General features: G+C 40.5%; 16 protein-coding genes. 7 read left to right on the top strand and 9 right to left on the bottom strand.

Going from position 1 to position 25,993, the window contains the following annotated elements:
• Window positions 1-15: 15 nt before the first annotated feature.
• Window positions 16-1,188 carry an ABC transporter permease DevC gene (gene devC, locus ACFG4S_RS32270; RefSeq protein WP_392532927.1) on the bottom strand — a complete coding sequence of 391 codons (1,173 nt, stop codon included), beginning with the start codon at window positions 1,186-1,188 and terminating at the stop codon, window positions 16-18.
• Window positions 1,189-1,284: 96 nt separating this feature from the next.
• The gene (locus ACFG4S_RS32275; RefSeq protein WP_392536133.1) at window positions 1,285-2,481 is read right to left on the bottom strand and encodes an ABC exporter membrane fusion protein; all 1,197 of its coding nucleotides are present in this window, start codon (window positions 2,479-2,481) and stop codon (window positions 1,285-1,287) included.
• 592 nt (window positions 2,482-3,073) lie between these two features.
• Between ACFG4S_RS32275 and ACFG4S_RS32280 the strand changes: the two genes are divergently transcribed.
• A complete protein-coding gene (locus ACFG4S_RS32280) occupies window positions 3,074-3,919 on the top strand; it encodes a DNA/RNA non-specific endonuclease (RefSeq protein WP_392536134.1) in 846 nt (281 codons plus the stop codon).
• Between the two features lie 274 nt (window positions 3,920-4,193).
• On the opposite strand, the gene ACFG4S_RS32285 is transcribed toward ACFG4S_RS32280, so the two are convergent.
• The 4 genes from ACFG4S_RS32285 to ACFG4S_RS32300 all read right to left on the bottom strand — a co-directional run bounded on the left by ACFG4S_RS32285 (window position 4,194) and on the right by ACFG4S_RS32300 (window position 7,959).
• Complete coding sequence (locus ACFG4S_RS32285; RefSeq protein ID WP_392532928.1) at window positions 4,194-4,592, bottom strand: nuclease A inhibitor family protein; 399 nt, start codon at window positions 4,590-4,592, stop codon at window positions 4,194-4,196.
• Window positions 4,593-4,691: 99 nt separating this feature from the next.
• Window positions 4,692-5,390, bottom strand: coding sequence for a DevA family ABC transporter ATP-binding protein (locus ACFG4S_RS32290; RefSeq protein WP_392532929.1), 699 nt, complete (start codon window positions 5,388-5,390; stop codon window positions 4,692-4,694).
• A gap of 89 nt (window positions 5,391-5,479) precedes the next feature.
• Entirely contained in the window at window positions 5,480-6,655 is a 1,176-nt protein-coding gene (gene devC / locus ACFG4S_RS32295) for an ABC transporter permease DevC (RefSeq protein WP_392532930.1), read from the bottom strand.
• Complete coding sequence (locus ACFG4S_RS32300; protein WP_392532931.1) at window positions 6,652-7,959, bottom strand: ABC exporter membrane fusion protein; 1,308 nt, start codon at window positions 7,957-7,959, stop codon at window positions 6,652-6,654. Before ACFG4S_RS32300 ends, devC (ACFG4S_RS32295) begins: the two co-directional genes overlap by 4 nt.
• A gap of 188 nt (window positions 7,960-8,147) precedes the next feature.
• On the opposite strand from ACFG4S_RS32300, the gene ACFG4S_RS32305 reads away from it, so the two are divergent.
• From ACFG4S_RS32305 to ACFG4S_RS32320, 4 genes are all read left to right on the top strand, one after another.
• On the top strand, window positions 8,148-8,765 hold the full coding sequence (locus ACFG4S_RS32305; protein WP_392532932.1) for a TetR/AcrR family transcriptional regulator: 618 nt from the start codon (window positions 8,148-8,150) through the stop codon (window positions 8,763-8,765).
• A 959-nt stretch (window positions 8,766-9,724) separates the two neighbouring features.
• On the top strand, window positions 9,725-12,094 hold the full coding sequence (locus tag ACFG4S_RS32310) for a C2 family cysteine protease (RefSeq protein ID WP_392532933.1): 2,370 nt from the start codon (window positions 9,725-9,727) through the stop codon (window positions 12,092-12,094).
• 428 nt (window positions 12,095-12,522) lie between these two features.
• Window positions 12,523-15,195: a beta strand repeat-containing protein gene (locus tag ACFG4S_RS32315; protein ID WP_392532934.1), complete on the top strand. Its 2,673-nt coding sequence runs from the start codon at window positions 12,523-12,525 to the stop codon at window positions 15,193-15,195.
• 457 nt (window positions 15,196-15,652) lie between these two features.
• Window positions 15,653-16,408 (top strand): hypothetical protein, encoded by a 756-nt coding sequence (locus tag ACFG4S_RS32320; RefSeq protein WP_392532935.1) that lies wholly within the window; start codon window positions 15,653-15,655, stop codon window positions 16,406-16,408.
• 85 nt (window positions 16,409-16,493) lie between these two features.
• Here the strand turns inward: ACFG4S_RS32320 and ACFG4S_RS32325 are convergent, their stop codons facing one another.
• The 3 genes from ACFG4S_RS32325 to alaS all read right to left on the bottom strand — a co-directional run bounded on the left by ACFG4S_RS32325 (window position 16,494) and on the right by alaS (window position 22,974).
• Window positions 16,494-17,471: a hypothetical protein gene (locus ACFG4S_RS32325; RefSeq protein WP_392532936.1), complete on the bottom strand. Its 978-nt coding sequence runs from the start codon at window positions 17,469-17,471 to the stop codon at window positions 16,494-16,496.
• A 115-nt stretch (window positions 17,472-17,586) separates the two neighbouring features.
• Entirely contained in the window at window positions 17,587-18,828 is a 1,242-nt protein-coding gene (locus ACFG4S_RS32330) for an MFS transporter (protein WP_392532937.1), read from the bottom strand.
• A gap of 1,503 nt (window positions 18,829-20,331) precedes the next feature.
• Entirely contained in the window at window positions 20,332-22,974 is a 2,643-nt protein-coding gene (gene alaS, locus ACFG4S_RS32335) for an alanine--tRNA ligase (protein WP_392532938.1), read from the bottom strand.
• A gap of 313 nt (window positions 22,975-23,287) precedes the next feature.
• Here alaS and ACFG4S_RS32340 point away from each other — a divergent pair, with 313 nt between their 5' ends.
• Window positions 23,288-23,488, top strand: coding sequence for a heavy-metal-associated domain-containing protein (locus ACFG4S_RS32340; RefSeq protein WP_392532939.1), 201 nt, complete (start codon window positions 23,288-23,290; stop codon window positions 23,486-23,488).
• 1,438 nt (window positions 23,489-24,926) lie between these two features.
• Window positions 24,927-25,952 (top strand): GGDEF domain-containing protein, encoded by a 1,026-nt coding sequence (locus tag ACFG4S_RS32345; RefSeq protein WP_392532940.1) that lies wholly within the window; start codon window positions 24,927-24,929, stop codon window positions 25,950-25,952.
• The last annotated feature ends 41 nt before the right edge of the window (window positions 25,953-25,993 follow it).

Consider the following 25,993-nt stretch of genomic DNA (forward strand, 5'->3'; position numbering starts at 1 on the left):
CCCCATGCCCATTTTCTAGAACATGTCAGCGGGATCGGTAGCTTGGAGTTTGCGGGTGGCGATCGCCCCGGAAATTGCACACATAATTATGGTCAGTACTAATACCTGTAATGCCCGAATTGCAGTTATGTACATGGGTAAATTTGTCGCAGTGCGAGTCAGTTGGTAAAGTACTAAGGACACTCCCAATCCGGGAAAGAAACCCAGCGCTGCCAATATCAATGACTCTTCAAACACCACACCTAGAAGGTAGTAATTGCGATATCCCATTGCTTTGAAGGTTGCGTATTCCCGAACATGGGCATTAACATCGGTGGAAAGGACTTGATAGACGATGATCACGCCCACTACAAACCCCATCGATACACCCAGGCTAAAAATAAATCCAATTGGGGAATTTGTTCTCCAGAAGTTATTCTCAAATTCAATAAATTCTGCGTGAGTTAACACTCTGACATCATCTCTCATGTAGGCTTTGAGCATTGCTGCTACTTTTTTTGAGTCATAACCTGGTTTTACCTGAATCAAACCTAAACTGACACTACCGGACTGTCGCCCCGAAAATAGCCGCAAAAAATTTTGATCGCTGGTAATTAAGTTGCCTTCGGCACCAAAAGAAGCCCCAACTTGGAATAAACCACCAATAATAATTGTGCGGCGTTCTATTTCTGCAGTGACGATTTTACCTTGGTCAATTTGGGCGATCGCTTTTTGATAATCTCCTCTGGCGCCACGGTCGAATAAGGCAACACCTGGTAGCTTGATTACTTGCAATTGCTGATTAACATCTGGTAAATCAAAAGCTGGCTTGTCTGGGTTGAAGCCGATAACTAATACCCCCGCCTCACAGTGTGTTTGGGGATTTTTCCAGATTGTATTGTTGAAATACATCGGTTCTGCTGATTTCACCCCTGGTATATCCATCGCTTGGTAAAGTCGCCGTCGAGAAAACGTAGACAAGCTTGGCAAGTTACGGGCTTGGGGACTGGTTAAAACAATGTCTGCTTGTAAACTCCGATGTAGTCTAGTGTTACTGTCATACAGCGCAGTCTGAAAGCCTAGCTGCATGAACATCAGCAGATCCGCAAAGGCAATGCCTGACAAAGCCACCAATAGACGGCTTTTTTCATGACTCAGTTGCAGCCATCCTAGAGGAGTTCGCCGTCGCAGTTGTTCGATCAATCCCATAATTAGGTACTGGGGGTTGAGGACTGGAGACTGGGTACTGGGAATTAGGGATTGGGGGTTGGGATTATTCTTCCTCAGTCCCCAATCCCTGATTTTTTACAATTCAATAACTGTTTTAACTTGCATATTGGTTAGGTTTGCAGCTTTTTGGCTGGAGGCTTGATCTAGTCGGATATGGACTTCTACGACTCTGTTATCGATATTGCTGGCCGGATCGGTGTTAATGACATTTTGCCGCCGCACTTGCAAGCCTTTACGATCTACGATTCCTTGCAGTTCAATGGCTAGGAAATCGCCAAAGATTCGGACTTTTTGCCCTGAATGTACTTTGCCGATGTCACTTTCATAAACTTCGGCAATGACATACATCTGGTTAGTTTGCCCGATATCAGCAATGCCATTATTTGATACTATTTCTCCAGGATGGGTATGAATCTCGAATATCTGTCCATTTTGGGGCGATCGCACTTCAGCTTGTTGTAAATTGGCTTTCGCTAAATTCATGGCTGCTATGGCACGATTGACTTCTGCTTGGGCAGCTGCTAGATCTACACCTCGCACTTCGCTGATTTGATCGAGTGTTCCTGTGGCTTCTTTGATTTGTTGTTGGCTAGTTAATTGGGTGCGATTTAACTGTGCTTGGGCTTCTTGCAGATTTTTTTGGGCTGTTTCCAAATTTAAACGCTTGGTGTCTCGTTGGGATGCCGAAATTGCCCCTTGTTGATATAGTTCCTGATAACGTTGGTTTTCGACTTGGGCATTTTGCACTTCGGCTTGGAATTTGGCAATTGTCGCTGTTTGCGAATCAATATCGCCAAGGCGTTCTGCGTTGAGACGGGCGATGGCAGCTTTTTGGGCGCTAATTTCACCGCGTTTGGCACCGGCTTGGGTGCGGTTTAGGTTTGCCTGGGCTACTTTAACTTGTTCCTGCGCCTCTTTTAGTGCTGCTTGTAGGCGATCGCGGCTGTTCAAAATGGCGATCGTTTGTCCTGCTTTTACCCTATCTCCCTCCTTCACCAACAACTTTTCTACTCGACTTCCTTCCGCAGACACCGCAGCAGACAGTTTAATTACCTCTCCTTGTGGTTCGATCCTTCCTAAAGCTGTTACCGTTTTTAACTGTGGCAATTGTGTTGCTGACACTTGTGCTTCTTGAGTTACAGAATTTTGCCAGCGTTTTACTGTATAAAAACTTATTCCGCCAACCAATAAAGATGCAATTATACTTATAGCAACAGATGGACGCAGAATAAACTTAGGGAACATTCTGTACCCTAGCTTTGAGTTTCGCACCATAGATTACCTCTTAACTAGTGGCGCAGAAAAATGTCAGACTTCTGAAGTCCGAATAATTAAAAATTCAGGAAAAAAATAACAAATTGAAGAATAAGTCAAAATTCAGATATTGTTCATTTATCACTTGAAATTCCTTCACAAAATTGGTAATTTTTGAGATTTTACTGAGATCGGATGATTTAGACAGATAGGAGAACAAGAAAATTCTCTACTAAATCTGAGGTTTATGTTCTGACTTAACTACTTTTGTTTTATGAAAGTACCAAGGTATAGTAAACGTTTTTAAAATTACGCGTTGTAACAGCGCCAACAATCAGATATAAATTAAGTAAAGTATCTCGAATACAGTTCGATTAAAGGCGAAAGGTTTTGAATACATCCTTGACCCTTTATCCCTTCCGTTTTCGCCAGATTGCAAGAAAAGTGAAAAATACTTATCCAAACCGTATTGATAGTGTCTCTAAAAGAGCGTCCGCAATTCTGACTTCTCTTTTAATTATTTGCAGATTTTATAGGTTTGGTATCCCTGAATACTTGATTTAAGGACATAAGCCATAGAAGACTAATTGTGTCTTTAAATACTAAAAACATGAAAAAAACTAGGCTTTTTAAATTTCTGCTGCCTTGTGTAGCTGTAGCACTACTTGTAGTCTTGATTGGATATTTACGCCCAACTAACGCACAATCATCAAGTGTGCATTTAACCTTAGGTAATCCAAGTAACGCAACAACAAATGTCTCATATCCAAACAACTATTTATTAGTAAAACCCCAGTATGCAATGAGTTACAGTCGTGACAGAGGGACTCCAAATTGGGTGTCTTGGCAGTTAAACTCCTCGTGGCTTGGTTCGACACCAAGACAAGACGATTTCCGCGCTGATACGACCCTCCCTACAGGATGGTATCAAGTAGGTGGTTCTGACTATTCTGGTAGCGGGTTTGATAGAGGACACATGACACCTTCCGCTGACAGAACAAAAACAGTAACGGACAACTCTGCAACTTTCCTGATGACAAATATGGTGCCACAGTCACCAGATAATAATCAGGGGCCATGGGCTTCATTAGAAAACTACTTAAGAAGCTTAGTAACTGGGGGAAAAGAACTATATATTATTTCTGGTGGCTACGGTAGTGGTGGAACTGGCTCCAATGGAACAAAATATACAATTACTAATGGTAGAGTTCAAGTTCCTAGTAGAGTTTGGAAAGTGATTGTAGTAAATAATCCTGGTGCTGGGGCATCTGGAGTTACCACTAGCACAAGAGTTATAACTGTTAATATGCCTAACATACAAGGCATAAGAAACAATGATTGGAAAACATATAGAGTTTCTGTTGACTCAGTTGAAGCGTTAACAGGCTTCGATTTCTTATCTAATGTGTCAACATCTGTTCAATCTGTGATTGAAGCTAGAGTTGACAATTTGTAGTTAAATCAAAACCACACAATCTAGTGAATAATCTGTAATTCGTAATTGGTAATTCGTACTTCAAGTAGCTAGGAGTAAATAAATTAAGGCGTTTAGTCAGGAATTTATTCCTGATAAGCATTGCAGGACTACTAACTACTATGTACCTCATGTAATTACGAATTGCTACAAGTGGCTCATGAATTCCCTGTAACTAAAACAAAGAATAAATTTGTTATTCCTAATCAAGAAAATGAATTCATCCGCCAATTAATTACGAATTACGAATTATTCGCTAGGTTTCTATAAGTTTAGTCGAAAGCCCTGCTAAATCTCCAGATGGTGTCTTGCCGATAATATAGACATCAATATTTATCGTACCTATGCGATAAACTTTGATTTCATTGAGGTTATTTTTCAGCGTCTCTAGAAGTGTTTGAAATTTTGTAACATTCTGTTTCTGCTGTTCGTCGTGCCAGTCTTTTTCATAAGCACAATTCCGAAATAAATAATCTAACTCGACTTCCTCAACCTGAGAATCTTGGGGATGATTTGTTAGCTGGAGTAATTTTTGAGTTGTCAGGTTGTGAGCTTCACTAGTCCAACAAATAACCTCAAAAGGGTAGTCTGACTCACTCATCATTAACAAATTAACAGAAGACTGTTTTAATTTCTCAGTTATTTCATTAGTCATTAGCTATTAGTTTTTGATAACTTTTGATTGGAAATTGATTTAGAACTGGGAATCTCTTTTTTCGTGCCTATTGGCTTATCCCAACTATAAATATTAATGCTAAGTAAGTAGTGCAACGGCACGATCGTTTACTAGTTTGCCATCTTCCATGTGAACAATGCGATCGGCAATATCTAAAATGCGGTTGTCATGAGTCACTAAAAGAATTGTACAACCTTGTTCTTTTGCCAGTTTTTGCATCAGGTTGACTACATCTCGTCCCGATTTACTATCAAGGGCGGCGGTTGGTTCATCTGCTAAGACAATTTTAGGACGACTGACCAACGCACGAGCGATCGCTACTCTTTGTTTTTGTCCCCCCGACAAGTCATCAGGATAGTAATTGATGCGATGTCCTAATCCTACCTCTTCTAACATTTGGGCTGACCGGGTTTTCATTTCTGCCGGTGAAATATTATTATGCACTTCTAAGCCCATTCTGACGTTCTGGAGTACTGTCAGGCTACCGTGCAAGTTGTGCGCTTGGAAAATATAACCGTTATTACGTCGCACTTGGGTAAGTTGTGCTGTACTAGCACCACAAAGTTCTTGTCCCAATATCTGCAAACTACCAGATTGAGCAGAACGCAAGCCGCCTGATAAGGTGAGAAGTGTAGTTTTACCAGAACCAGAAGGCCCAGTCATAATAATTATTTCGCCAGCGTTAATATCCAGGTTGATATCAAAAAGAACTTGCTTACGAAGTTGACCATTACCAAAATAGTGGTCGAGATTTTTTACAGAGATTACAGGAGGCATACTAATTTTAGATTTTGAATTGGTGATTAGGGACTGGGAACTAGGAATTAAAAGTTAATATTCAACACCCAGTACCCAGTCCCCATTTTTTAAAACATATCTGCGGGGTCAGCGGATTGTAATTTCCGAGTAGCGATCGCACCAGAAATAATACACATAATCATAGTTAGTATTAGCACTGTGGTGGCTCGTGCTACGGTCATATAAAGTGGTAAATTGGTGGCGTTGCGAGTTAAAGCATAAAGTCCTAAAGGTGCGATCGCTCCTGGGATAAAGCCCAAGATTGCCAAAATTATCGCCTCTTCAAACACCACACCTAATAAGTAGACATTGTTATATCCCATTGCTTTAAAGGTGGCATATTCTTTCATGTGGGAATTCACATCTGTAGAAAGAACTTGATAGACAATAATCACGCCTACCATAAATCCCATTGCTACACCGAGGCTGAAGATAAACCCGATGGCTGTATTTTTTTTCCAATAATCTGTTTCAAATTCGATAAATTCTGTTTTGGTTAAAACTTTAACATCATTATCTAGATGAGATTCTAAAGCTGCTTTTACTTGTTTTGCATCATAGCCTGATTCTAATTGAACCAAACCGATACTGACACTGCTGGCTTCTCGTTTAGGAAATAGCCGCAAGAAATTCTGGTCGCTGGTAATCAGGTTACCATCAGCCGCAAAGGAAGCACCGATTGAAAATAAGCCGCTAATGGTAATCGTCCGACGGTCAATTTCAGTCGTTACAGGTTTGCCTCCATCAACTTGGGCGATCGCTTCTTGATAATCTCCTCTAGAAGCGCGATCGAACAACAGGGTATCTGGTAGCTTCACCCGATCTATCTGGTTGTTTACATCTGATAAGTTGAAAGCTGGCTTTTCCGGATTAATCCCAATAACTAATACAGATGTCTTTTGCCGTGTTTTAGGATTCTTCCAATCGACAATGTTGACATACATTGGTTCTGCTGACTTCACCCCTTGTACATCCATTGCCTGATACAATCGCCGCCGTGTAAAGGTGGACGCATTTAACAAGTTACGGGCTTGAGGACTAACTAGTAAAATGTCGGCCTGTATACTCTTGTGCAGTTTAGTATTACTGTCAAACAAGGCGGTTTGAAATCCTAACTGCATGAACATAAGAACATCTGCGAAAGCAATGCCTGACAATGCCACCAAGAGACGGCTTTTTTCATGGCTCAGTTGCAGCCATCCCAGAGGGGTTCGCTGCCGTAATTGTTGAATAAATCCAATCATAGTTCAATTACCGCCTTTACTTGCAGATTGGTAAACTTGGCAGCTTTGGCAGTAGATGCTTTGTCTAATCGCACATGAACTTCTACTACTCTGCCGTCAATATTGCTGGAGGGGTCACTGTTGACTAGATTTTGTCGCTGCACCTGCATCCCAATCCAATCAACGGTTCCTTGTAATTCTCCAGGAAGGGAATCGCTGATTACCTTTACCTGTTGACCCGATCGCACTTTGTTAATATCACTTTGATAGACTTCTGCGACTGCATACATCTGGTCGGTTCGACCTAGTTCTACAATTCCGTCGTTAGAAACGGTTTCTCCAGCTCGTGTATTAATCTTCAGAATTTGTCCTGCTTCGGGTGCGCGGACGTATGCCTGGTCGAGTTGGGCTTTAATTTTTCCTACAGTGGCTTGAGCGCTGTCTACTTCTGCTTGAGCGTTGGCAATATCTGTAGGACGAACTTCAGCTGTTTCGTTAAGGGTGGCTTTGGCTTCGTTAATCTGCTGTTGCAAGCTAGCGAGGGTTTGATTGCGGTTCGCTTTGGCTTCTTTAATCTGCTGTTCTAAAGTAGCGACAGTTCTTGTCTTGTTGGCTTGGTTTTCAATTACCTGCTGAGTAGAAGTTTCTGCACTCAAGCGTTTTTGATCGGCTTGCTGACTGGAAATTGCCCCTTCTTTGTATAAAGCCTCATAGCGTTGCACTTCTACTTGAGCGTTCCGCTTTTCGGCGGCGACGCGATCCACTGTTGCTTGTAAACTCTCTCGTTGTCCTTGTAAGTCTGCTTCTAGGCGATCGATTGTGGCTTGCTGAGTTTTGATATTTCCCTCTAGTTCGACTTCTAGACGGCTGACAGCAGCTTGTTTTGCTCCAATTTCTCCCTGTTTTGCTCCCGCTTTTACCTTGTTAAGGCTGGATTTGGCAACTTCAACTTGTTTTTGGGCTTCTACTAAACTTGCTTGCAAGCGATCGCGACTATCCATAATTGCAATTACCTGCCCAACTTTGACGCGATCGCCTTCTTTTACCAATAGTTTCTCAACCAGACTTCCCTCAGTAGAAGAAGTTGCAGACAGTTTTATCACTTCTCCATTTGGTTCTAAGCGTCCCAATGCTGTGACTGTTTTTATAACTGGCTGAACATCTACTGGTACTATTTGCTTTTCATTAGCGGTAGCCTGAAACTTTTGCACGGTGTAAACACTAGCTCCACCTATGGCTAGAGATGCAATTATTGCTAGTGTCGTAGGCGATCGCAAAAGATTTTGGGGAGACTTTAAATCCTCTAATTTCCAGTTCTGCACCATAGTGTTCACCTTTCCCCATTCACAATTTGTACTAAACTGTTCAGTTCAATTCATGCTAAACTAAACGGAGTAGTTTAGTCAAGAGTAAAAAGTAAAACTCGGCATTGGGGATTGAGGATTGTGGCTAAAAAATGCTGTAAATGCCGATTAAGTTATTAAAATTCTTTATAAGAGAGGATAATTAATAAATGGTACGGATTAAAACTGACGAAGTCGATCGAGATAATTCCGTTGATAAAGTAGAGCAAATTCTGCAAGGCGCAATGCAGGAGTTTCTGCAAAATGGCTATGCTGGTACAAGTATGGATCGGGTAGCAGTAGCGGCAAGTGTTTCTAAAGCGACAGTCTACAGCCACTTTCAAGATAAAGAAGGACTTTTTAAAGTACTGATAGAGTACTTGGCACATGAGAAGTTTAACTCTCTGTTTGGCACGGAACCGATGGAGGGAGAACCAAAAATCGTACTGCGCCAATTAGGAACCAAATTATTAGAACAAATGAATAACGACCAGGAACACAGTGCATTTATGCGAGTGCTAATTGGGGAATCTGGTCGTTTTCCAGAATTAACTCAGATTTGTGTTCGGGCAATGATTAAACCAATGCTGGAAACGATCGCCCAGTATTTCGCTGTTCACCCAGAACTAAATATTACCGATCCAGAGGCAACAGCAAGAATTTTTTTAGGTACATTAGTTAATTTTCATGTTACTCAAGATGTGATGCATGGGAAGGATATTATACCAATGGAAAGCGATCGCCTCATTGAGGCCTTAACAAACCTGATTGGTAAATCTGCTGAATGAAACTTCGTTGCAGACAACAAGGAATGAAGAATAGGAAAACTATTAATGGACAAGAAGACAAAGTGAAAAGGGGGTAAACCTCTCTTTGTCCTCTTGTCTCTTTTTTGAGTCATATCATGACTGTACGTTCGCTCATTTTTGAAGGGAGAGAGGAGTTAATACCTTGAGAGGAAAGGAATAGGAGAATTTTCCAACCCCATCGCGTAACACTGACCATTTCTCGGTAGTGTAGAGAACAGCCATAGGGCAATTTTTGACGCCTAGTAGTCTGCCAAGCCAAAATTACTAGGTTTGGACTGGGAAAAGGGGACTGGGGTTGGGGGAAGGAATTAAAACCTTTTCCCTTTTCCCTTTTCCCCTTACCCTTTACCCCACCAAGTTTCCTTGACGAACTACTAGAGCGATCGCGCTCTTGATTGGGGTGCGAGTATAAAGAGAAACAATGGAAATATATTCTCAGCGAATTGATGATATTCCGGTGATAGTGAAATGGCTTAAACAGATAGACATCTCCAAAATAGTATCATTCTGTGATAAAAGAACATTAAAGAGTTATTTTGAGACAGAAGCATGAGCAATATACACAATTACATTGAAGAGAATCCTAAACAAAGACAAAGATTAATAGATAAATGCTTGTCAATAATCTAACTCGTTCAATTTTTCAAAACTGCAATATTCCTTATTTCCATTTTTCCTCTGCCTAGAGTGAGAAAAGAGGGTTATTTTACCTGATGCTAGCGATCGGCTATATCATCAGGTTGAAAGTATTGGATATAACTAAATATTTTTATCTAATTATCAACAGCAAATATTTCAAAGTCTTATTTTCTCGTACAGACTAGCTAATCTAGGATGATTGCATTTACGGGCTACAGCCTAGCCAAACAAAGGCTTTAACTGTTTTCGGAGATGTCTACTGATGTCAGATTGATTGTAAATCATAAGCTTGTAAAACAATGCACAAAACAAAATCTTCAAAGACTTACTCATCTATCTATTGCAATTCCTCGACACCAAACTCACACCCTGAATTAGCGTATAGACCGTTTGCTAGTCAGCCCCCAAAAGTATCAGATGCAGCAAAGACATCAACTGATATAGAAGATGTTGCCTTTGCTGAACAACAGATGGAGGCAACTGGACTTGAAATACAAGCCAAGTATGGTTCAATTACACCCGAAGGACAGGAGCGCCTAACAGTTTTACAAGCCAAGATGGACGGACTATTGAATTCTCGATTGTCACACGCCCGTCGTTTTGGTCATAATATCGTCAATATTCCACTTCATAGACCAGATACACCAACACCAATTCAACCAAAACTGACGATTGGAGAGCCTGGCGATAAGTATGAACAGGAAACTGACGAAACGGCCCGTCAGGTCGTGCAACGAATTCATCAACCACAGACCAATCAAATTCAACGCAAGGTACGACTCGATCAATTTGAAAACGAGCTTCGTTTTAGTAAAGGTAAAGAGCAAGAAGAATCCACTGTAGAAGCTACTGCTGAACCAATACAAGTCAAAGAAGTCGAAAACCCCAATCAAACTGGATTACCGGATAATCTCAAAGCAGGGGTAGAAAATCTCTCGGGATATTCGTTAGATGATGTCAAAGTTCATTTTAATTCGCCTAAACCTGCCCAATTACAAGCTTTAGCTTACACCCAAGGGACAGAGATTCATGTCGCATCTGGACAAGAGGAGCATTTACCCCATGAAGCTTGGCATGTTGTTCAACAGATGCAGAGAAGGGTTAAACCGACGATGCAGATGAAGGGAATGGTGCATGTAAATGATGATACTGCGTTAGAGAAGGAAGCGGAAGTGATGGGTCGGAAAGCAGCACAAAGAGATAATCAAACTACAATGGGGGAGTACTATCTGAATCACCGACTAAAATCTAGCCCAGTAGTCCTAGCTGCAACAGAAAAGTCACCAGAGAGTGTTCAGATGGACACAGCAAATAACCCCAGTTCATCTGTTTGGGCTTCTAGGGAAAAAGTAAGTTTGATTTCTTCATCCATCATAAAAGATCGCCAAGATCGCCAATATATCCCTGTTGTTCAAAGGATGTTGGGAGATGGGATCGCGATCGCCCGTAAGACCAATCTCTATAAGAAAAGATCAAAGACTTCCCAGATCATTAAAGAACTTGATGTCGGAACTGCATGTCAGGAACTCGATAGCGGGTCAAAAAAATGGGTCAAGGTAAAGATATTTGGCGAAGATCGGGAATATACAGGTTTTGTCAACTCGCAAGATACCAAAACCCAGCCTGGTATAGCGGGCAAAAAAAATGAAGAATTGGACTACACGCCAGAAAAGTTTGTACAACTGGATCGCGATCCCTTTGTGGGCGAACCCACAAGCAAGGATATTGAACAGGGGGCTATTGGTGACTGCTGGCTTCTTTCCGTACTCGCTTCCATTGTAGATACATCCGAAGGCAAAAAAGCAATTAAATCAATGATCGCTCCGACGACGGCAGCTGATTCCTGGAGGGTACGTGTTTTCCTGCGGAATTCAGTGGAATCAGAGGAAACACGGAAGGTCGAAGTAACTGTTAACAATTGGTTTGCTGCCAATGAGAGTGGGGAATTGCTTTTTGCCCAGGCCTCTGAAACTCAAGGAATCTGGCCTCAGATCATCGAGAAAGCAACTGCATCTATCAAAGGTGGATATGAGAACATATCAGGAGGGTCAATAATAGAGGCATTCCGGTTGGTTACCGGCAACATTCCCAAGGGCTATTCATCCAAGGAGCATCAGTCTGATTTGGATGCCTCCACAGCAACAGCCGAATCAGAGATGATCGGCATCTTGAACCGGGCGATCAAAGACGGAAAACCTGTAACCTGCTGGATTCCTCCCAAGAAAGAGACCGCTACTATTAAGATGGTAAAATTTGACGAAACAGAATACATGGTATTGGTTCCGCATATCGGAGTCCTGGAAGGAGGTATCCAGGTTAAATACTCAACAAAAGGTGGTGATGTCACAAGAAAAGGTTGGGATGGCAAGACCACCTTACAACATCTTAAAGAACAGGGTTTTACGATAATTTCTGTTAAGCTTGATGAAAATGGCCCGCCATATCCAAAGGATGCTGAGGTCACCTATACTCACACCAGTTTAAAGAGTAAAGGCAAGGAGATCGACGGTGGACATGTCTATCAATTTTTGTCTCTAAACTACAAAAACAAGAAGGCATTTCTCCACAATCCACATGACACAGAATTCGTTACATCGGTAGAGTTCAGCAATTTGTATAATACACTTGGTGCCCGCTTTTATATAGGCGATGGACTGATAAGAGACTAATAGACATCTCCGAAAACAATCAAAGCCTTTCTGTAATTAACCTGTAGCCCGTAAATGCAATCATCCTAAATTAGTTAGTCTGTCAATACCTTCAGCAAAAGAAGAGGATGAAGAGAGAGGGCGGTCTGTAGAGTAGATTTGTTGTCTTCCCAAACGACCTAAAACTAAGGATTATGCAACTTGAAGGCGGATTAGCTGACTACAGACACGTAGTAATAATTGCTCAAATTTATATAAGTATAAACCATACTAAACCGTACCTTTGGGATGTTACAGAGTATAACTTCATGAAAACTTTAACTTTTGAGAAGTATATTGACTATTATTTAAGTATTTTTAACGAGAAATTCATCATTTTTTTAATTGTAATATGCGATATTACATGTATCCAACAGATTTGATCTGTACAAACCCAAAAGGTATATATTATGGCGACTATTGCTGGTACTCCCAACGATGATTTTTTGTTGGGCACAGTTAATGATGATGAGATTTTTGGTGCTGGAGGCAATGATAATATCTCTGGTGGTCTGGGAAATGACACCATCGATGGTGGAAAAGGTAATGACAAATTAGCTGGTAATGGCGGCAACGACATATTTGAAGGTAGTCAAGGGAATGACAGCATTGATGGTGGTGATGATACTGATACAGCAGACTATAGCCACTTAGGTAAAAGTATTACCCTCTCAGGTGTGGGAACAATTACGAAATCTGGTGGATTCGGACAAGACCAAGTATTTAAAGTAGAAACGGTTATTGCTGATACGACTGTTTCCAACAATACTATAGATGCATCTCAATCATTGCCAGGGGTATCTGCCACTGCTGACCTCGAAGCTCAAACTATCTCTGCTAATAATGTCCCTGGTTTAGGAACATTAACATTCAATGTAATCAACTTTGATAATGTCATCGGTACCAATGTTAGTGACACTATTAAAGGTGATGGACAAAATAACCAATTATTTGGTAACGATGGCGATGACATCATTGATGGTAGAGGTGGCAACGACCTTATTGATGGTGGAAAAGGCAATGACAATTTAGCTGGTGGTAGTGGTAATGACACCTTCAAGGGCAGTCAAGGAAACGACAGCATTGATGGCGGCGATGGTAGTGATACCGCAGATTACAGCAAACTAGGTCAAACCATCACCCTCTCAGGTGTCGGGACAGTTGAAAAAGCTGGTGGATTAGGACAAGACCAACTCTTCAAAATAGAAACAGTTATTGCTGATGCGAAAGTTGCTAACAACACCATAGATGCATCTCAATCGTTGCCAGGGGTATCTGCTACTGCTGACCTCCAAGCCCAAACTATCTCTGCTAATAATGTTCCTGGTTTAGGAACATTAACATTCAATGTCATCAACTTTGATAATGTCATCGGTACTAACATCAGTGACACTATTAAAGGCGATGGACAAAAGAACCAATTATTTGGTAACGATGGTGATGACACCATTGATGGTAGAGGTGGCAACGACTTTATTGATGGTGGAAAAGGCAATGACAATTTAGCTGGTGGTAGTGGTAATGACACCTTCAAGGGCAGTCAAGGAAACGACAGCATTAATGGCGGTGATGGCACTGATACCGCAGACTACAGCAAACTAGGCCAAAGCATTACCCTCTCAGGTGTCGGGACAGTTGAAAAAGGTGGCGGATTAGGACAAGACCAACTCTTGAAAATAGAAAAGATTATTGCTGATGCCAGTGTTACCGACAACACCATAGATGCATCTCAATCTTTGCCAGGGGTATCTATCATTGTTAATCTGCAAACTCAAAGCTTGGCTGCCAATAATGTTCCTGGTTTAGGGACATTGCCATTTACAGTAATCAACTTTGATAATGTCATCGGCACAAACGCAAGTGACCAAATTACTGGCGACAAACAAAGTAATAAATTATCTGGTAATGCTGGTGACGATCTATTCAATGGCAGTCGAGGAAATGACAGCATTGATGGCGGAGATGGCATTGATACCGTAGACTACAGCAATCTGGGTAAAAAAATCACCCTCTCAGGTGTCGGAACAATTACCAAATCTGGTGGATTCGGACAAGACCAAGTATTTAAAGTAGAAAGAGTTATTGCTGATGGGAGTGTTGCTAATAACACTATAGATGCATCTCAATCGTTGCCAGGGGTATCTGCTACTGCTGACCTCCAAGCCCAAACTATCTCTGCTAATAATGTTCCTGTTTTGGGAACATTAACATTCAATGTAATTAACTTTGATAATGTCATAGGTACCAATGTCAATGACACTATTAAAGGCGATGACCAAAATAATCAACTATTTGGTAACGATGGTGATGACATCATTGATGGTAGAGGTGGCAATGACCTTATTGATGGTGGAAAAGGCAACGATAATTTAGCTGGTGGTACAGGCGATGACACCATCAAGGGTAGTCGAGGTAACGACAGTATTAATGGCGGCGATGGTATTGATATCGCAGATTACAGCAAATTAGGTAAAAGCATTACTCTGTCAGGTGTTGGAACAGTTCAAAAAGCTGGTGGATTCGGACAAGATCAACTCTTGAAAGTAGAAACAGTTATTGCTGATGCGAGTGTTGCCAACAACACCATAGATGCATCTCAATCTTTACCAGGAGTATCTATCACTGTCGATCTAAAAAACGAAAACTTAGCTGCCAATAACGTTCCTGGTTTAGGGACATTATCATTTACGGCAATCAACTTTGACAATGTTATCGGTACTAATGCAAGTGACCAAATTGCTGGTGACAACCAAGACAACCGATTATTCGGTAATGATGGGAATGACACGATCTTCGGTGGCTCCGGTAATGACTTCATTGCTGGTGGATTAGGTAATGATAGTCTTATAGGTGGATCTGGTAAAGATACCTTTTTCTTCAGCAGTGTTTTGGATGGTCTTGATACTATTAAAGATTACAGCTTTAGTCAGAACGACATCATTCAACTTTCTAAAGTAGGATTCGGTGCTAGTAGTATTAACGACTTTTCTTACAATGCCTCTACTGGTAGTTTGTCTTTTGGCAATACTCAATTCGCTTTTCTTGAAAATACCCCATCTAATGTGAGTTTTAAGTTGGTCTAAAACTAGCAAGATTCACAAATTACTGACAGGCTAAAAGTAGACTGTCCCAATCATTTTTCCAATTGCTATTAGACAAGAGACGGAGTAGGTAGAGACGTGATTAATTGCGTCTATAAGAAGTGATGTTGTTTACAATAATTTTCAATTAATTCAACTACATCACTCCCTACTCCTATCTCATTTCTGGTCTAAATAGCTAAAAATTTGTGTAATTACTTGAAAAATAATGTAGTACTTCCAGAAAACAGTAACAATCTTGTGCGGCAGATATTGTACTTAAAAGAGATGAAAGATGGAATTTTTATAGAAAATAAAATTTAAATATTCTCAGTCTATATTGTAAGATTATTTAATAAATAACCAAAAAGTTAGTTTGGTGTAGATTCAAGAGTTAAGTCTATGCTATAGACGATACTATTTTGACGCTCTTATTCTCAGAAATTCAGGAGTAAGCCTTGTGCAATTTAGGATAAATCAATTATTCAAGTTCTCGGTCAAATATTTACCAGCAATTACAGCTTTAATAACAGTTATTTCATTACCAGTTAGAGCAGCTACATTTTTAGTCACCGATCGCAATGCTTTTGGTGGCAATGATGAAGTTGATTGGTCAAGTTTAGGTCCTACTTCTACTTTTTTACCTAATTCTTTTTCAGCAACGTCTCAAAGTGGTTTAGGGTTGGATGTTAATATAGCTCCAAGTAATAATCCTTTGATTAGCAAACCATTTGTCTTTCAAACTTCACCTCCTCCTGGTATTCGCACTAACTTTGCCAATGGTGATTATGTTCTCTTCGGAGGCATAGACGTAAGAGCTTTTGGACCTAATGCTCCTTTTCCTATCGATGGTAACGGTGGACCTTTGGCCATTAATTTTGATCGGCCTGTTTTTGGTGCTGGGACTCAGATAACTGTAGACGATCGCTTTACATTCAATGCATTTGTTTCGGCTTATGATAGCCTCAATAACCTTTTGGGTACTTTCTCGGCTCAAGGGACTTCCTCGCTACTCTTGGATAATTCCGCACTTTTCTTAGGAGTTCGTAGTGATGAAGCAAATATCTCACGACTCGTTTTTAGCAGTTCTTTTCCAGAACAAGGCTTGGCTATCAATAAGGTAAGCATTCTTGCAGTTCCCGAACCAAGTTATAGCTTTGCGATATTAGTTTTTGGTGTTTCAGGTGCTGTTTTGAAACTACGCCAACGCAATTGATGCTCCGACGTTGAAATAGCTAGATACTCATGGGGACGTATCTATGCGTCCCCATGAGTATCTCATTCAAATCAGAACCAGTATATTACGTCTTGATAGGTAAACGGGAAATTGTCCATAAGACGAGGAGGAACATGAAGTAAATCATACCCACCAGTCCAAACTCAATCAGAGGGATGTAGGTTACTTCGTAAATTCTGCCCAACCCACGTTCGCTCAATCCATAAACACCCAGTACACTCACTAAGAAGGTTCCGTAGATAGTACGTTTAGTCCAAATACCGAGAGGTAAACCGTGGAGTTGGGTAAGTACTAAAATACCAAGAAAACCAAAGAGAAATGTTGGCCATTTACTCTGTCCCAGCATCCAGGAGACAACTACACTATGCAAAAGCACTGTAATTTCTAAAGTGAATGTCCACCAACGGTTTGTATGGCTGCGGTTAAAAATCAACGACGATTGGAGTAGCAGCAAAAACATATAGAGAAAACCAATTAAGTGCCCCAAAGTCGCTTCCATTGGATGATACCAGAACGTATAGATAGCGGCAAAGGAGAAAAAGTACCCGTGGTACAGCTTGATAATTTGCAAAAACTGTTGATGAAATGGAACAGAATTACCAAAAAACAAACCACGTCGAGGCGTTTCTAAGATCAATACGAAGATCAATAGAAGTACAACTGCACCTTGAGAAGCCCAAATTGAAGTATCTTGAGCTAAAGCATCGTACCAAATATAGGTCTGAAGGAAGTGTAAAGCGATGAATGCAAAATTGATGGCAAGCATGATGTAATTAATCGGGTGCAAGGCTGATTTGTATTTCAGCTGGGTTTGCTGCGCCCACCAGATACAACCCCAGATGCTAAACTGATGCCCAAGGTACATACCCCAAGCCGTGGCTCGACTCCAAAAAGTGGGGTTGGGAAGTTTCCAGTAGTACCAGTTTAATCCTTGGTCAGGAAGTTTGATGATACTTGCAGGTATACTCCCACCGAGCCAAATTGCGTAGGTAAGAAGGATGCTTACAAAGATGCCTAAAAATAATACTCGGCGACCTGTCATAGTAATTTGTAATCTAAGAGGATGTTTGAAAAGTAGTGGATGATGTATCAAAAAGTTTAAATCCTCGTAAATCCTTGCTTTTAAAGATGACTTTGAGAAGGTTATTGCTAGCTTATTATGGCTTGATATGGGAAATCGCAACACGTTCTATTTTTGATTTAGGTAAACTACTTTTAGTCACTCGCAAACTAAGAATCAAAGCTACCAGCACTACTAACGATCCGCTCAAAAAAGGAGCAGAAGTCCCAAATTTCATAAAGCTAGCCCCTGCCCACGTTGGTCCAAGGATGCGGGCTAACGCAGAGGAAGAACTGGCAATTCCTAATATTTGTCCTTGCTCCTCTGGGTTTGCCATCTGAGAGATTAAGCTGTTTAATGTTGGTTGGCTAACACTAATTCCCCATGCGATAAGTGTGGTGGCAATTAACAGTGAAATTAAGCTTTGTGAGAATCCAATTAGCAGTAATCCTAAAGCTAATCCTAATATTCCCAAGATAAGTAACTTGATTTCACCTAAATATTTTTTGAATAATCCGATGAGTCCTCCTTGAATGATTGTGCTGACAATGCCCATGAAGGCAAAAAGATAACTAGTTTGTTGAGGACCCCAGTTTAATTCTTGCTTAGACCATAAAGCCAATGTAGAGTCCATAGCTGCAACAGCAAAGGTCACTAAAAAGTAGATTCCAATGAGGATACAGAACTGTGGACGTTGTGAAAGCTCTTGCAAGTTTAGCTGTCGTCGATGATGTTCACGAGCTTGGATTTTGGCTTTGCTCTCAGAATTGAGAGATTCTGGAAGTAATATCAAAGCACAAAGAAATGCTAATAAAGATAATCCAGCTGCAAATAAAGATGGTAGATGAAAGTTAGCATTGTGGGGATCGGTTCCTGTCAAAATGCCTCCAATGGCTGGGCCAAGAATGAAGCCAAGACCAAAAGCTGCTCCTATTATCCCCATACCACGAGCCCGATTAGCTGGAGTGGTGATATCTGCTATGTAGGCCTGTGCAGTAGCAATATTCCCTGCCATGATGCCAGCAAGACTACGAGCGATAAACAAAATCCACAATGAGTTGGCAAGGCCTAGCCCTATGTATGCAATTACAGAACCAAATAAAGTCAGTAATAAAATTGGACGACGGCCGTAGCGATCGCTCCATTTGCCCCATAATGGTGCAAATAAGAACTGCATTAACGAATAAATAGCTACAAGGAGAGTAGCTTCACTTGGTTTTGCAGCCAATTGTTGGGCATATAAAGGCAGTATTGGCAGGATAATTCCGAAGCCAAGTAAGTCTATAAATACAGTTAAAAATAAGACGAACATAGCCCTGCTATTATTTTTACTCTCCATCGGTGCAATTCCCTTTTACAAAAAAAATATTTAATTAATACTGCTTCGTAAAGAAGCAGCATATATTTACCTTGCAGTTATGTCTTTCCCTCAATGTTTTGGAGAGATTACAGGCTGACAAGTGTAAGTTTTCCAAATTTAGTAGAAAAAAGCTAATTTTTTCCTTCAGAAATTTCTCTCGGTGTCTTTGCGTACCCAAGTTCCCACGTCAATCAAAACGCACAATCTAAAAAACCTAGACTTGTCAGGGGATTACATTGGGATCTTGTTATATACATCTTCATAGAGAATTGGTATAACTTGCATTAGTGTTATGAACATCAGGGAACACTTGATAATAGGGATCTCTAGAAAGTAACCACTAATCAGTTCAACCAAAGATTTTTAATTTGAATGTGGTTGAGCCAAATAGCGTGGAACAAACCTACTATAAAAACCAAACCAATAATACTACTTATGAAAGCAACTATCATCTCGTGCTTCCGTATAGCTTTCTGTATCTTCGCATCTATGATGTCTTCTAATTCTTCGTATGACATTGACTTGTATTTGATTTAAGATAAAAATTATCGGGTAACTTATGTAAATACATACAGAAGTTTGGGTATATCGGAAAACTCTAACTTAACTTGCTTAATTGGAGTTAAGCTAAAAGAACTTAACTCCAATTAAGCGTAGTACCAATTTTTGCACAAAGGTACACATATAATAGAAAATCAGGATGAGCAAATGGGTAAGTAATATGGCAAGCTTATACAAAGCTAGGACTTAAAGAGACTGTGGCAGAACTCAAAGTATACTAGACTAATACAAAACATCATCAGGAAAATAATAGACAACACTTAAGCTAGACATTTTAAAATTTTAAAAGTCTGCAACTGTATTGTTTGGTTCAAGGTCACTTACTTACACAAGGCTACTATTTGTACAATGTGTAATTCCCATATTACTATAATAATACATTTTGCAAAATCTAGATAGTAGGTTTGTAATTTTATTAATACTCATTAATCAATTTAGTAATAAACTATACATGCAATACTTGTCGGTTAAGGGGAAAAGGGGAAAGGGAAAGGGGAAAGAAAAAACCTTTAACCTTTACCCTTTAACCTTTACCCCAAACCCAATTCCGAGTTAAAAATGCAAAACCCGAGCAGTATTGACTATACATGAATATGTAATTATTATTTCAGAATACATATATATTACCTCGAAAAATTTTTTCTTAAAGGATAGTTCAGTAGAGTTCTATAGCAATCAGATATGATACCATTTCACTTAAAAAATGATACACATAGGCAAGCAGAGGAAGCAAAGGAGTAGAGGAAGTGATTTGTATCAATAATTTCGTGAATTGGTATGAGTCTAATCTCTTACCCATTAATAACTACAACTAAGCTGTTAGGTATACAACTTATATTTTCAGGGTGGGGAAGATGCCCACCCATAGGAGTTGTGTTTAATTGGGTTATGCAAATTGAGATGTTTTTCAGCTAACTACAATTAACCCAGCGCTGACTTTAACTCAGTTTGCGCTTGTGCCAAAGCCTCTGGTAGTTTACTCGCATCTCTACCGCCAGCTTGGGCTAAGTTCGGTCTGCCACCACCGCCACCACCGCAGATTTTAGCGATCGCTCCCACAAATTTACCAGCTTGCAGTCCTTTTTTGTTCACTTCTGGACTAAAAGCTGCAACTATACTCACTTTCCCTACTTCGGGAACAGAACCCAGTACCACTGCACCATTACCGATTTTTTGTAGCAAACGTTCGGCTGCGGTTTTCAGTGATTCTGGATCAACATCTTCTAATTGGGCGACAATAATTTTAGAATCGCCGACAACTTCCGCTGTTTGCAGCAAACTGTCAGATTTAGCGATCGCCAACTGTCCTTTCAACGATTCTAGTTGCTTTTCGGCTGTTCGCAGTTCGCTTTGCAGACTTGTGATTCTGTCTGGTAGTTCTTCGGGTTTAACTTTAAAGCGATCGCTCAAATCCTTAACGACTTTATCCCGGACGTTGAGATAATCTAATATTGCCGGTCCGGAAACAGCTTCAATGCGCCGCACTCCAGAAGCTACTCCTGCTTCGGAAATAATCTTAAAGACGCCAATCTCAGTAGTATTACTGACATGAGTCCCACCACATAGTTCCATTGATACGCCAGAAAAGTCAACTACTCGCACTTCATCTCCGTATTTTTCGCCGAACATGGCAACGGCACCTCTAGCTTTGGCCTCTGCTAAAGGTAATACTTCCACTTTTGCAACATATGCTTCCGCAATCCAAGTATTTACCTGTTCTTCAATTTGTTGCACTTCGTCTGCTGTCAACGCACGGGGACAGTTGAAGTCAAAGCGCAATCTGTCAAAGGAAACTAGGGAACCAGCTTGAGATATACCATCATCGACAATTTTCTTCAAAGCGGCTTGCAATAGGTGCGTTGCAGTATGGTTAGCTTGGGCGCGGCGGCGACAAGCAGGATCGATTTGGGCGGTGACGCGATCGCCTACGCGCAGTGTACCGCGTTCCATGCGTCCGAAGTGAACAAAGAAATCAGATTCTTTCTTCACGTCTTCGACGCGAACAAGGATACCATCACCAGAGATATAACCGCGATCGCCGATTTGTCCCCCGGATTCCGCATAAAATGGCGTTTTGTCAAGGACTATTTGCACTTCTGTCCCCGCTTCTGCTTCCTCTTGGCAAACGCCTTCGACCAAAATTGCTTCGACTTTCGCCGTCGTCGCAGGTTGGGTGTAGCCTAAAAACTCGGTAACTTGGATGTGTTCTGCTAATTTGTCAAGAGAACCTTGCACAGTTAAATCGATGGTTTCGTGTGCGCCTCTACTTTCTTGTTGTTGGATTTCCATTGCTTTCTGAAATCCTTCAACATCAACTGTTAGGTTGTTTTCCTCAGCAATTTCTTGAGTCAGTTCAAAGGGGAAACCGTGGGTATCGTAAAGAGTAAATGCACTTTCACCGCTAATAGAAGTTTTCCCTTGCTGCTTCACCTCTTGGATAATTTCTTCTAGAAGTTTTTCCCCTCTATCCAGAGTTCTGAGGAAATTTGATTCTTCCCGTTGCAACTCCGCTTTAATTGCTGCTTCCCGTTGCCGCACGTTAGGATAAGCTGATTCGGAAAGAGCGATCGCAGTTTCAGCAACTTGGGTAGTAAATTCGCCAGAAATGCCAATTAATCGCCCATGACGCACCACCCGCCGGATTAATCGCCGCAGTACGTAACCCCGTCCGACATTGGAAGCGCGAATTTCATCAGCAATCATGTGAATGACAGCCCGAATATGATCGCCAATGACTTTTAGCGAAGTTTTGGTTTTTTCATCACTTTTGTGGTAATTAACACCAGCAATTTGCCCTGCTGTTTGAATGATAGGGAAAACCAGGTCAGTTTCGTAGTTATTGGGTACTTTTTGGAGAATTTGCGCCATTCGATCCAAACCCATGCCGGTGTCGATATTCTTGTTTTGCAGTGGCGTTAAATTGCCGGAAGCATCCCGGTTATATTGCATAAAGACGAGGTTATAAAACTCGATAAACCGGGTATCGTCTTCTAAATCAATGTTTTCGTCGCCGCGTTCTGGGTGGAAGTCATAATAAATCTCCGAACAAGGACCACAAGGCCCAGTTGGTCCAGACACCCAAAAGTTATCATCTTCGCCCAAGCGTTTAATTCTCGCTACCGAGACACCGATTCGATCGCGCCAAATCTCAAAGGCTTCATCATCATCTTCAAAAACGCTGACAACGAGGTTTTGGGGAGAAAAGCCAAAGACTTGTGTAGAGATTTCCCAACCCCAGGCGATCGCTTGCTCTTTAAAATAATCACCAAAGCTGAAGTTACCCAGCATCTCAAAAAACGTGTGATGCCGTTTGGTGCGCCCGACGTTTTCGATGTCGTTGGTGCGGATACATTTTTGAGAAGTAGTAGCCCGTTTAAATTCTGGTGTGCGCTGCCCCAGGAATATCGGCTTAAATGGTAACATCCCCGCGATCGTCAGCAGCACGGTTGGATCTTCTGGCACGAGGGAGGCACTTGGCAGAATTTGGTGACCCCGTTGGGCAAAGAAGTCGAGAAATATATTACGAATTTCGTTACCGCTGAGGTATTGGGGATTTGAAGACATGGGTATTTTTAACTTTACTTTTAACTGATGAGGATTGACTGATGACGGTTGACTGATGACAGTTGATAGTTAATGGTCAACTGTCGACAGTTAACTATTATCTGACTTCCGCCTTAGGTCACTAGGTGTATTTCCATAAGCAGCTTTATATATTTTTGCATTTTGTTTGGTATTGCTGCCAGTCATTCAGCTTAATGCAGCGATTATGATGCTTCTATACCACTACATTACTCTGGTAGGATGTGCGATCGCTAGAGACTCCTTTACATTAATTCTTAAGAAATAATTTAAAAATTCCATATAGAGGTAATAAATGGCACTAAAACTGAAAGTATCAAATATTGCTTGCGAGGGATGTGCAGACACAATTACTGAATCAATCCACGTTATGGAACCTGATGCAAAGGTGGATGTAGATGTTAACGCTAAAACTGTCACGGTTGAATCCGAAGCTTCTGAGGAGTCAATCAAACAGGTAATTGTTGCTGCTGGTTACGCTATTGAAGGTTACTAAATCTGATTCTAACCTTTCACCGAGGCTGTTGCCTCCCAGACAACAGGGTTGGGGCAATAGGGAACAGTAAACTTCTGTTCCCTTGTCCCTTGTGAAGCCTCCTTTTTTAAAGGGAAAAGGAATTGGGAGAGGTCTAAATCCTCTTCCAATGCACTCCCTTTTCCCTGTTCACTTTAAAAAATAAGATTTTAATATCTTTAGGGGACGCTAACAAAATTTTTTCTATTAGTTCCGCCCGTTTTGTGGACGGAATACTAATTTATCTAAATTAGGTGCATATTTTGACATCTAATTTTTTATTTACCTTTGTTTTGTAAATTGATGTATTTCTCGCAGATAAAAAATGTCAATTAAATAAATAAACAAAGAAAACTGCAACTAGAAATTGTTTTCTCGTAGGATATTGTTTCAGACCTAAGTTAAATTGTGAATTTCTTGCCCTACGAGTTAACTCTGTAATTCTCAGGTATAATTATCACCTACAAAAGTTAATCGTCTAATACTTTATGAAAAATACCCTCTCAGTGAAAAGCCTGAAATAGTAAAAAACTAAGTAATTCAACCGAAAAAAGCATAAAACAGACCTAATTCACTTATCCAATTCTTTGTGAAACTGAACAAAATGAGGCTTTGTGAGAAAAGTTGCTCAAATAACTTGTTCTATCCACTGTCACAGATAACTAGTAGTCTGCCAACCCAAAAATGCGCTTGTGAGGACTGGGGAAAGGGGAAAGGGAAAAGGGTAAGAGATTTAAACCCTTTCCCCCTTACCCCTTACCCTTTACCCCGCCAAGTTCACTTGGCGAACTACTAGTATTAGGGAAGCTCTCAGGGAAAGTCAAAGCCTCACTCCTTTTAGAAGTAAGGTTTAGAGATACAGCGGATTTCAAGTTGGGTGTTGTAGCACACTAAGTCTTTAAGCTATGTATAAAGCTTATTTGTATGTTGTTAGCAATATCGAGCTTAGCCCATTCTGACTGATTTTGTTTCAGTTACTTAGCATTTTCATATTCATGAAACTTCGGCTTTTACGGTTGAAATTAAGATTGATAAAATTTTTCTTTTTCAGATATAGGGAATTTTGCTGTCTTTGGGATGATTAAAAAATATTTATTCTGGTAATTACCTCAGGTAAATAACACTTAATAAATTACAGCAATAGTTCTTGCACATGTACAAAATATTCAGTGTTTGTACTGTTTTAAAAACATAATGTAAATAAGACATTAGTGATTAGAAAACGATATTTTAAGAAACTGTCTTACTAGAAACAAAGTATTAAGAGGAGATTAAAATTGTGATTTTTTTATAGATATAGGGCTAGAAAATATATATCAAAAAATACAAGTCCGCCGAAAATATCGGTCAAATTAGTATTAGATAACAAGAGCAAAAAGTTTTAGTAGTTTAATCTCCTTAAATTTAAATACTGTAAAAAATGAATATTTCGATTTTGGTCTTTGGAAATAATAACTTTCGCAGCACACTTCCAGAGCAGATACGTTATACGATCGCTTTTAATGTAGAAGCGATCGAAAATCTTAATCAGGCTGTGTCGTACATTCAAAGTACACCGCCCGATATAATACTTGTCCAGGCTAGCCTAGATGGAAGTATGGAATTGTGCAGTTGGTTGAAAGACCAAACAAAGCTATCGTGGATATACTGTATTCTTTTTGAGGATCGTCCCCAACAGCTGACTCAGAAAAATAAGTATGGTTGGCAGAGGGAATTAGAGATGACTGCTGCTGTCTTAAAACAAGGAGCTGATGCTTATATTTGGCATCTTATTGATGAAAAAACAGAGCATAGCTTGGCAGAATTGACTGCCAATCATGGACTAATACTTGCTCAATTGACTGTTGGTTTGCGGAAAGCGCAAAAATACCGAGATTTGATTCGGACAAATGATATGTTATCAGCGATCGCCTTAGCAGATTCATTGACAGAATTAAATAATCGCCGTGCTTTAGAATGGGATTTACCCAGGCAAATTAAAAAAGCTAGGACTCAGAAAACTTCCCTGAGTTTGATTATTCTGGATGTAGATCATTTCAAAAAAGTTAATGATACTCATGGGCATTTAGTTGGCGATCGCCTTTTGCAGGTGCTATGTCAGCGTCTAAAACACAATCTACGCTTTCAAGATACTGCATTCCGCTATGGTGGTGAAGAATTTGTGATTCTTCTGGCTAACACTACCGCAGAAGAAGCACTAATCGTAGCCCGTCGTCTCAATCGCGTAGTCGGCGAAGAACCATTTTCACTCAACAATAAACTAACAATTAATGTCACCATTAGCCTTGGTACGGCCTGTCTAGAAGCTAACGATGACGATCGAGGAGAAAGTCTCCTATATCGCGCCGATCAATGCTTACTACATGCTAAAAATTCTGGGCGGAATCGGGTTATTGACTCTAACTACTTATCTCGTGTTCCACATCTAAAAGCTGTATCTTCTTAAAAGTGAGCATGGGGCGTTAGGAGTGCTGTTAGCGATAGTGG

Source organism: Nostoc sp. C117 (genome assembly GCF_043099735.1).
Taxonomy (GTDB): Bacteria; Cyanobacteriota; Cyanobacteriia; order Cyanobacteriales; family Nostocaceae; genus Nostoc.

Excerpts from the sequence above, each read along its gene's own strand:
- ACFG4S_RS32285 (WP_392532928.1), bottom strand. The coding sequence starts at position 4,592 with ATGACTAATGAAATAACTGAGAAATTAAAACAGTCTTCTGTTAATTTG.
- ACFG4S_RS32290 (WP_392532929.1), bottom strand. The coding sequence starts at position 5,390 with ATGCCTCCTGTAATCTCTGTAAAAAATCTCGACCACTATTTTGGTAAT.
- ACFG4S_RS32325 (WP_392532936.1), bottom strand. The coding sequence starts at position 17,471 with ATGACAGGTCGCCGAGTATTATTTTTAGGCATCTTTGTAAGCATCCTT.
- ACFG4S_RS32345 (WP_392532940.1), top strand. The coding sequence starts at position 24,927 with ATGAATATTTCGATTTTGGTCTTTGGAAATAATAACTTTCGCAGCACA.
- alaS (WP_392532938.1), bottom strand. The coding sequence starts at position 22,974 with ATGTCTTCAAATCCCCAATACCTCAGCGGTAACGAAATTCGTAATATA.
- ACFG4S_RS32340 (WP_392532939.1), top strand. The coding sequence starts at position 23,288 with ATGGCACTAAAACTGAAAGTATCAAATATTGCTTGCGAGGGATGTGCA.
- devC (WP_392532930.1), bottom strand. The coding sequence starts at position 6,655 with ATGATTGGATTTATTCAACAATTACGGCAGCGAACCCCTCTGGGATGG.
- ACFG4S_RS32330 (WP_392532937.1), bottom strand. The coding sequence starts at position 18,828 with ATGGAGAGTAAAAATAATAGCAGGGCTATGTTCGTCTTATTTTTAACT.
- ACFG4S_RS32300 (WP_392532931.1), bottom strand. The coding sequence starts at position 7,959 with ATGGTGCAGAACTGGAAATTAGAGGATTTAAAGTCTCCCCAAAATCTT.
- ACFG4S_RS32280 (WP_392536134.1), top strand. The coding sequence starts at position 3,074 with ATGAAAAAAACTAGGCTTTTTAAATTTCTGCTGCCTTGTGTAGCTGTA.
- ACFG4S_RS32310 (WP_392532933.1), top strand. The coding sequence starts at position 9,725 with ATGCACAAAACAAAATCTTCAAAGACTTACTCATCTATCTATTGCAAT.
- ACFG4S_RS32305 (WP_392532932.1), top strand. The coding sequence starts at position 8,148 with ATGGTACGGATTAAAACTGACGAAGTCGATCGAGATAATTCCGTTGAT.
- ACFG4S_RS32315 (WP_392532934.1), top strand. The coding sequence starts at position 12,523 with ATGGCGACTATTGCTGGTACTCCCAACGATGATTTTTTGTTGGGCACA.
- devC (WP_392532927.1), bottom strand. The coding sequence starts at position 1,188 with ATGGGATTGATCGAACAACTGCGACGGCGAACTCCTCTAGGATGGCTG.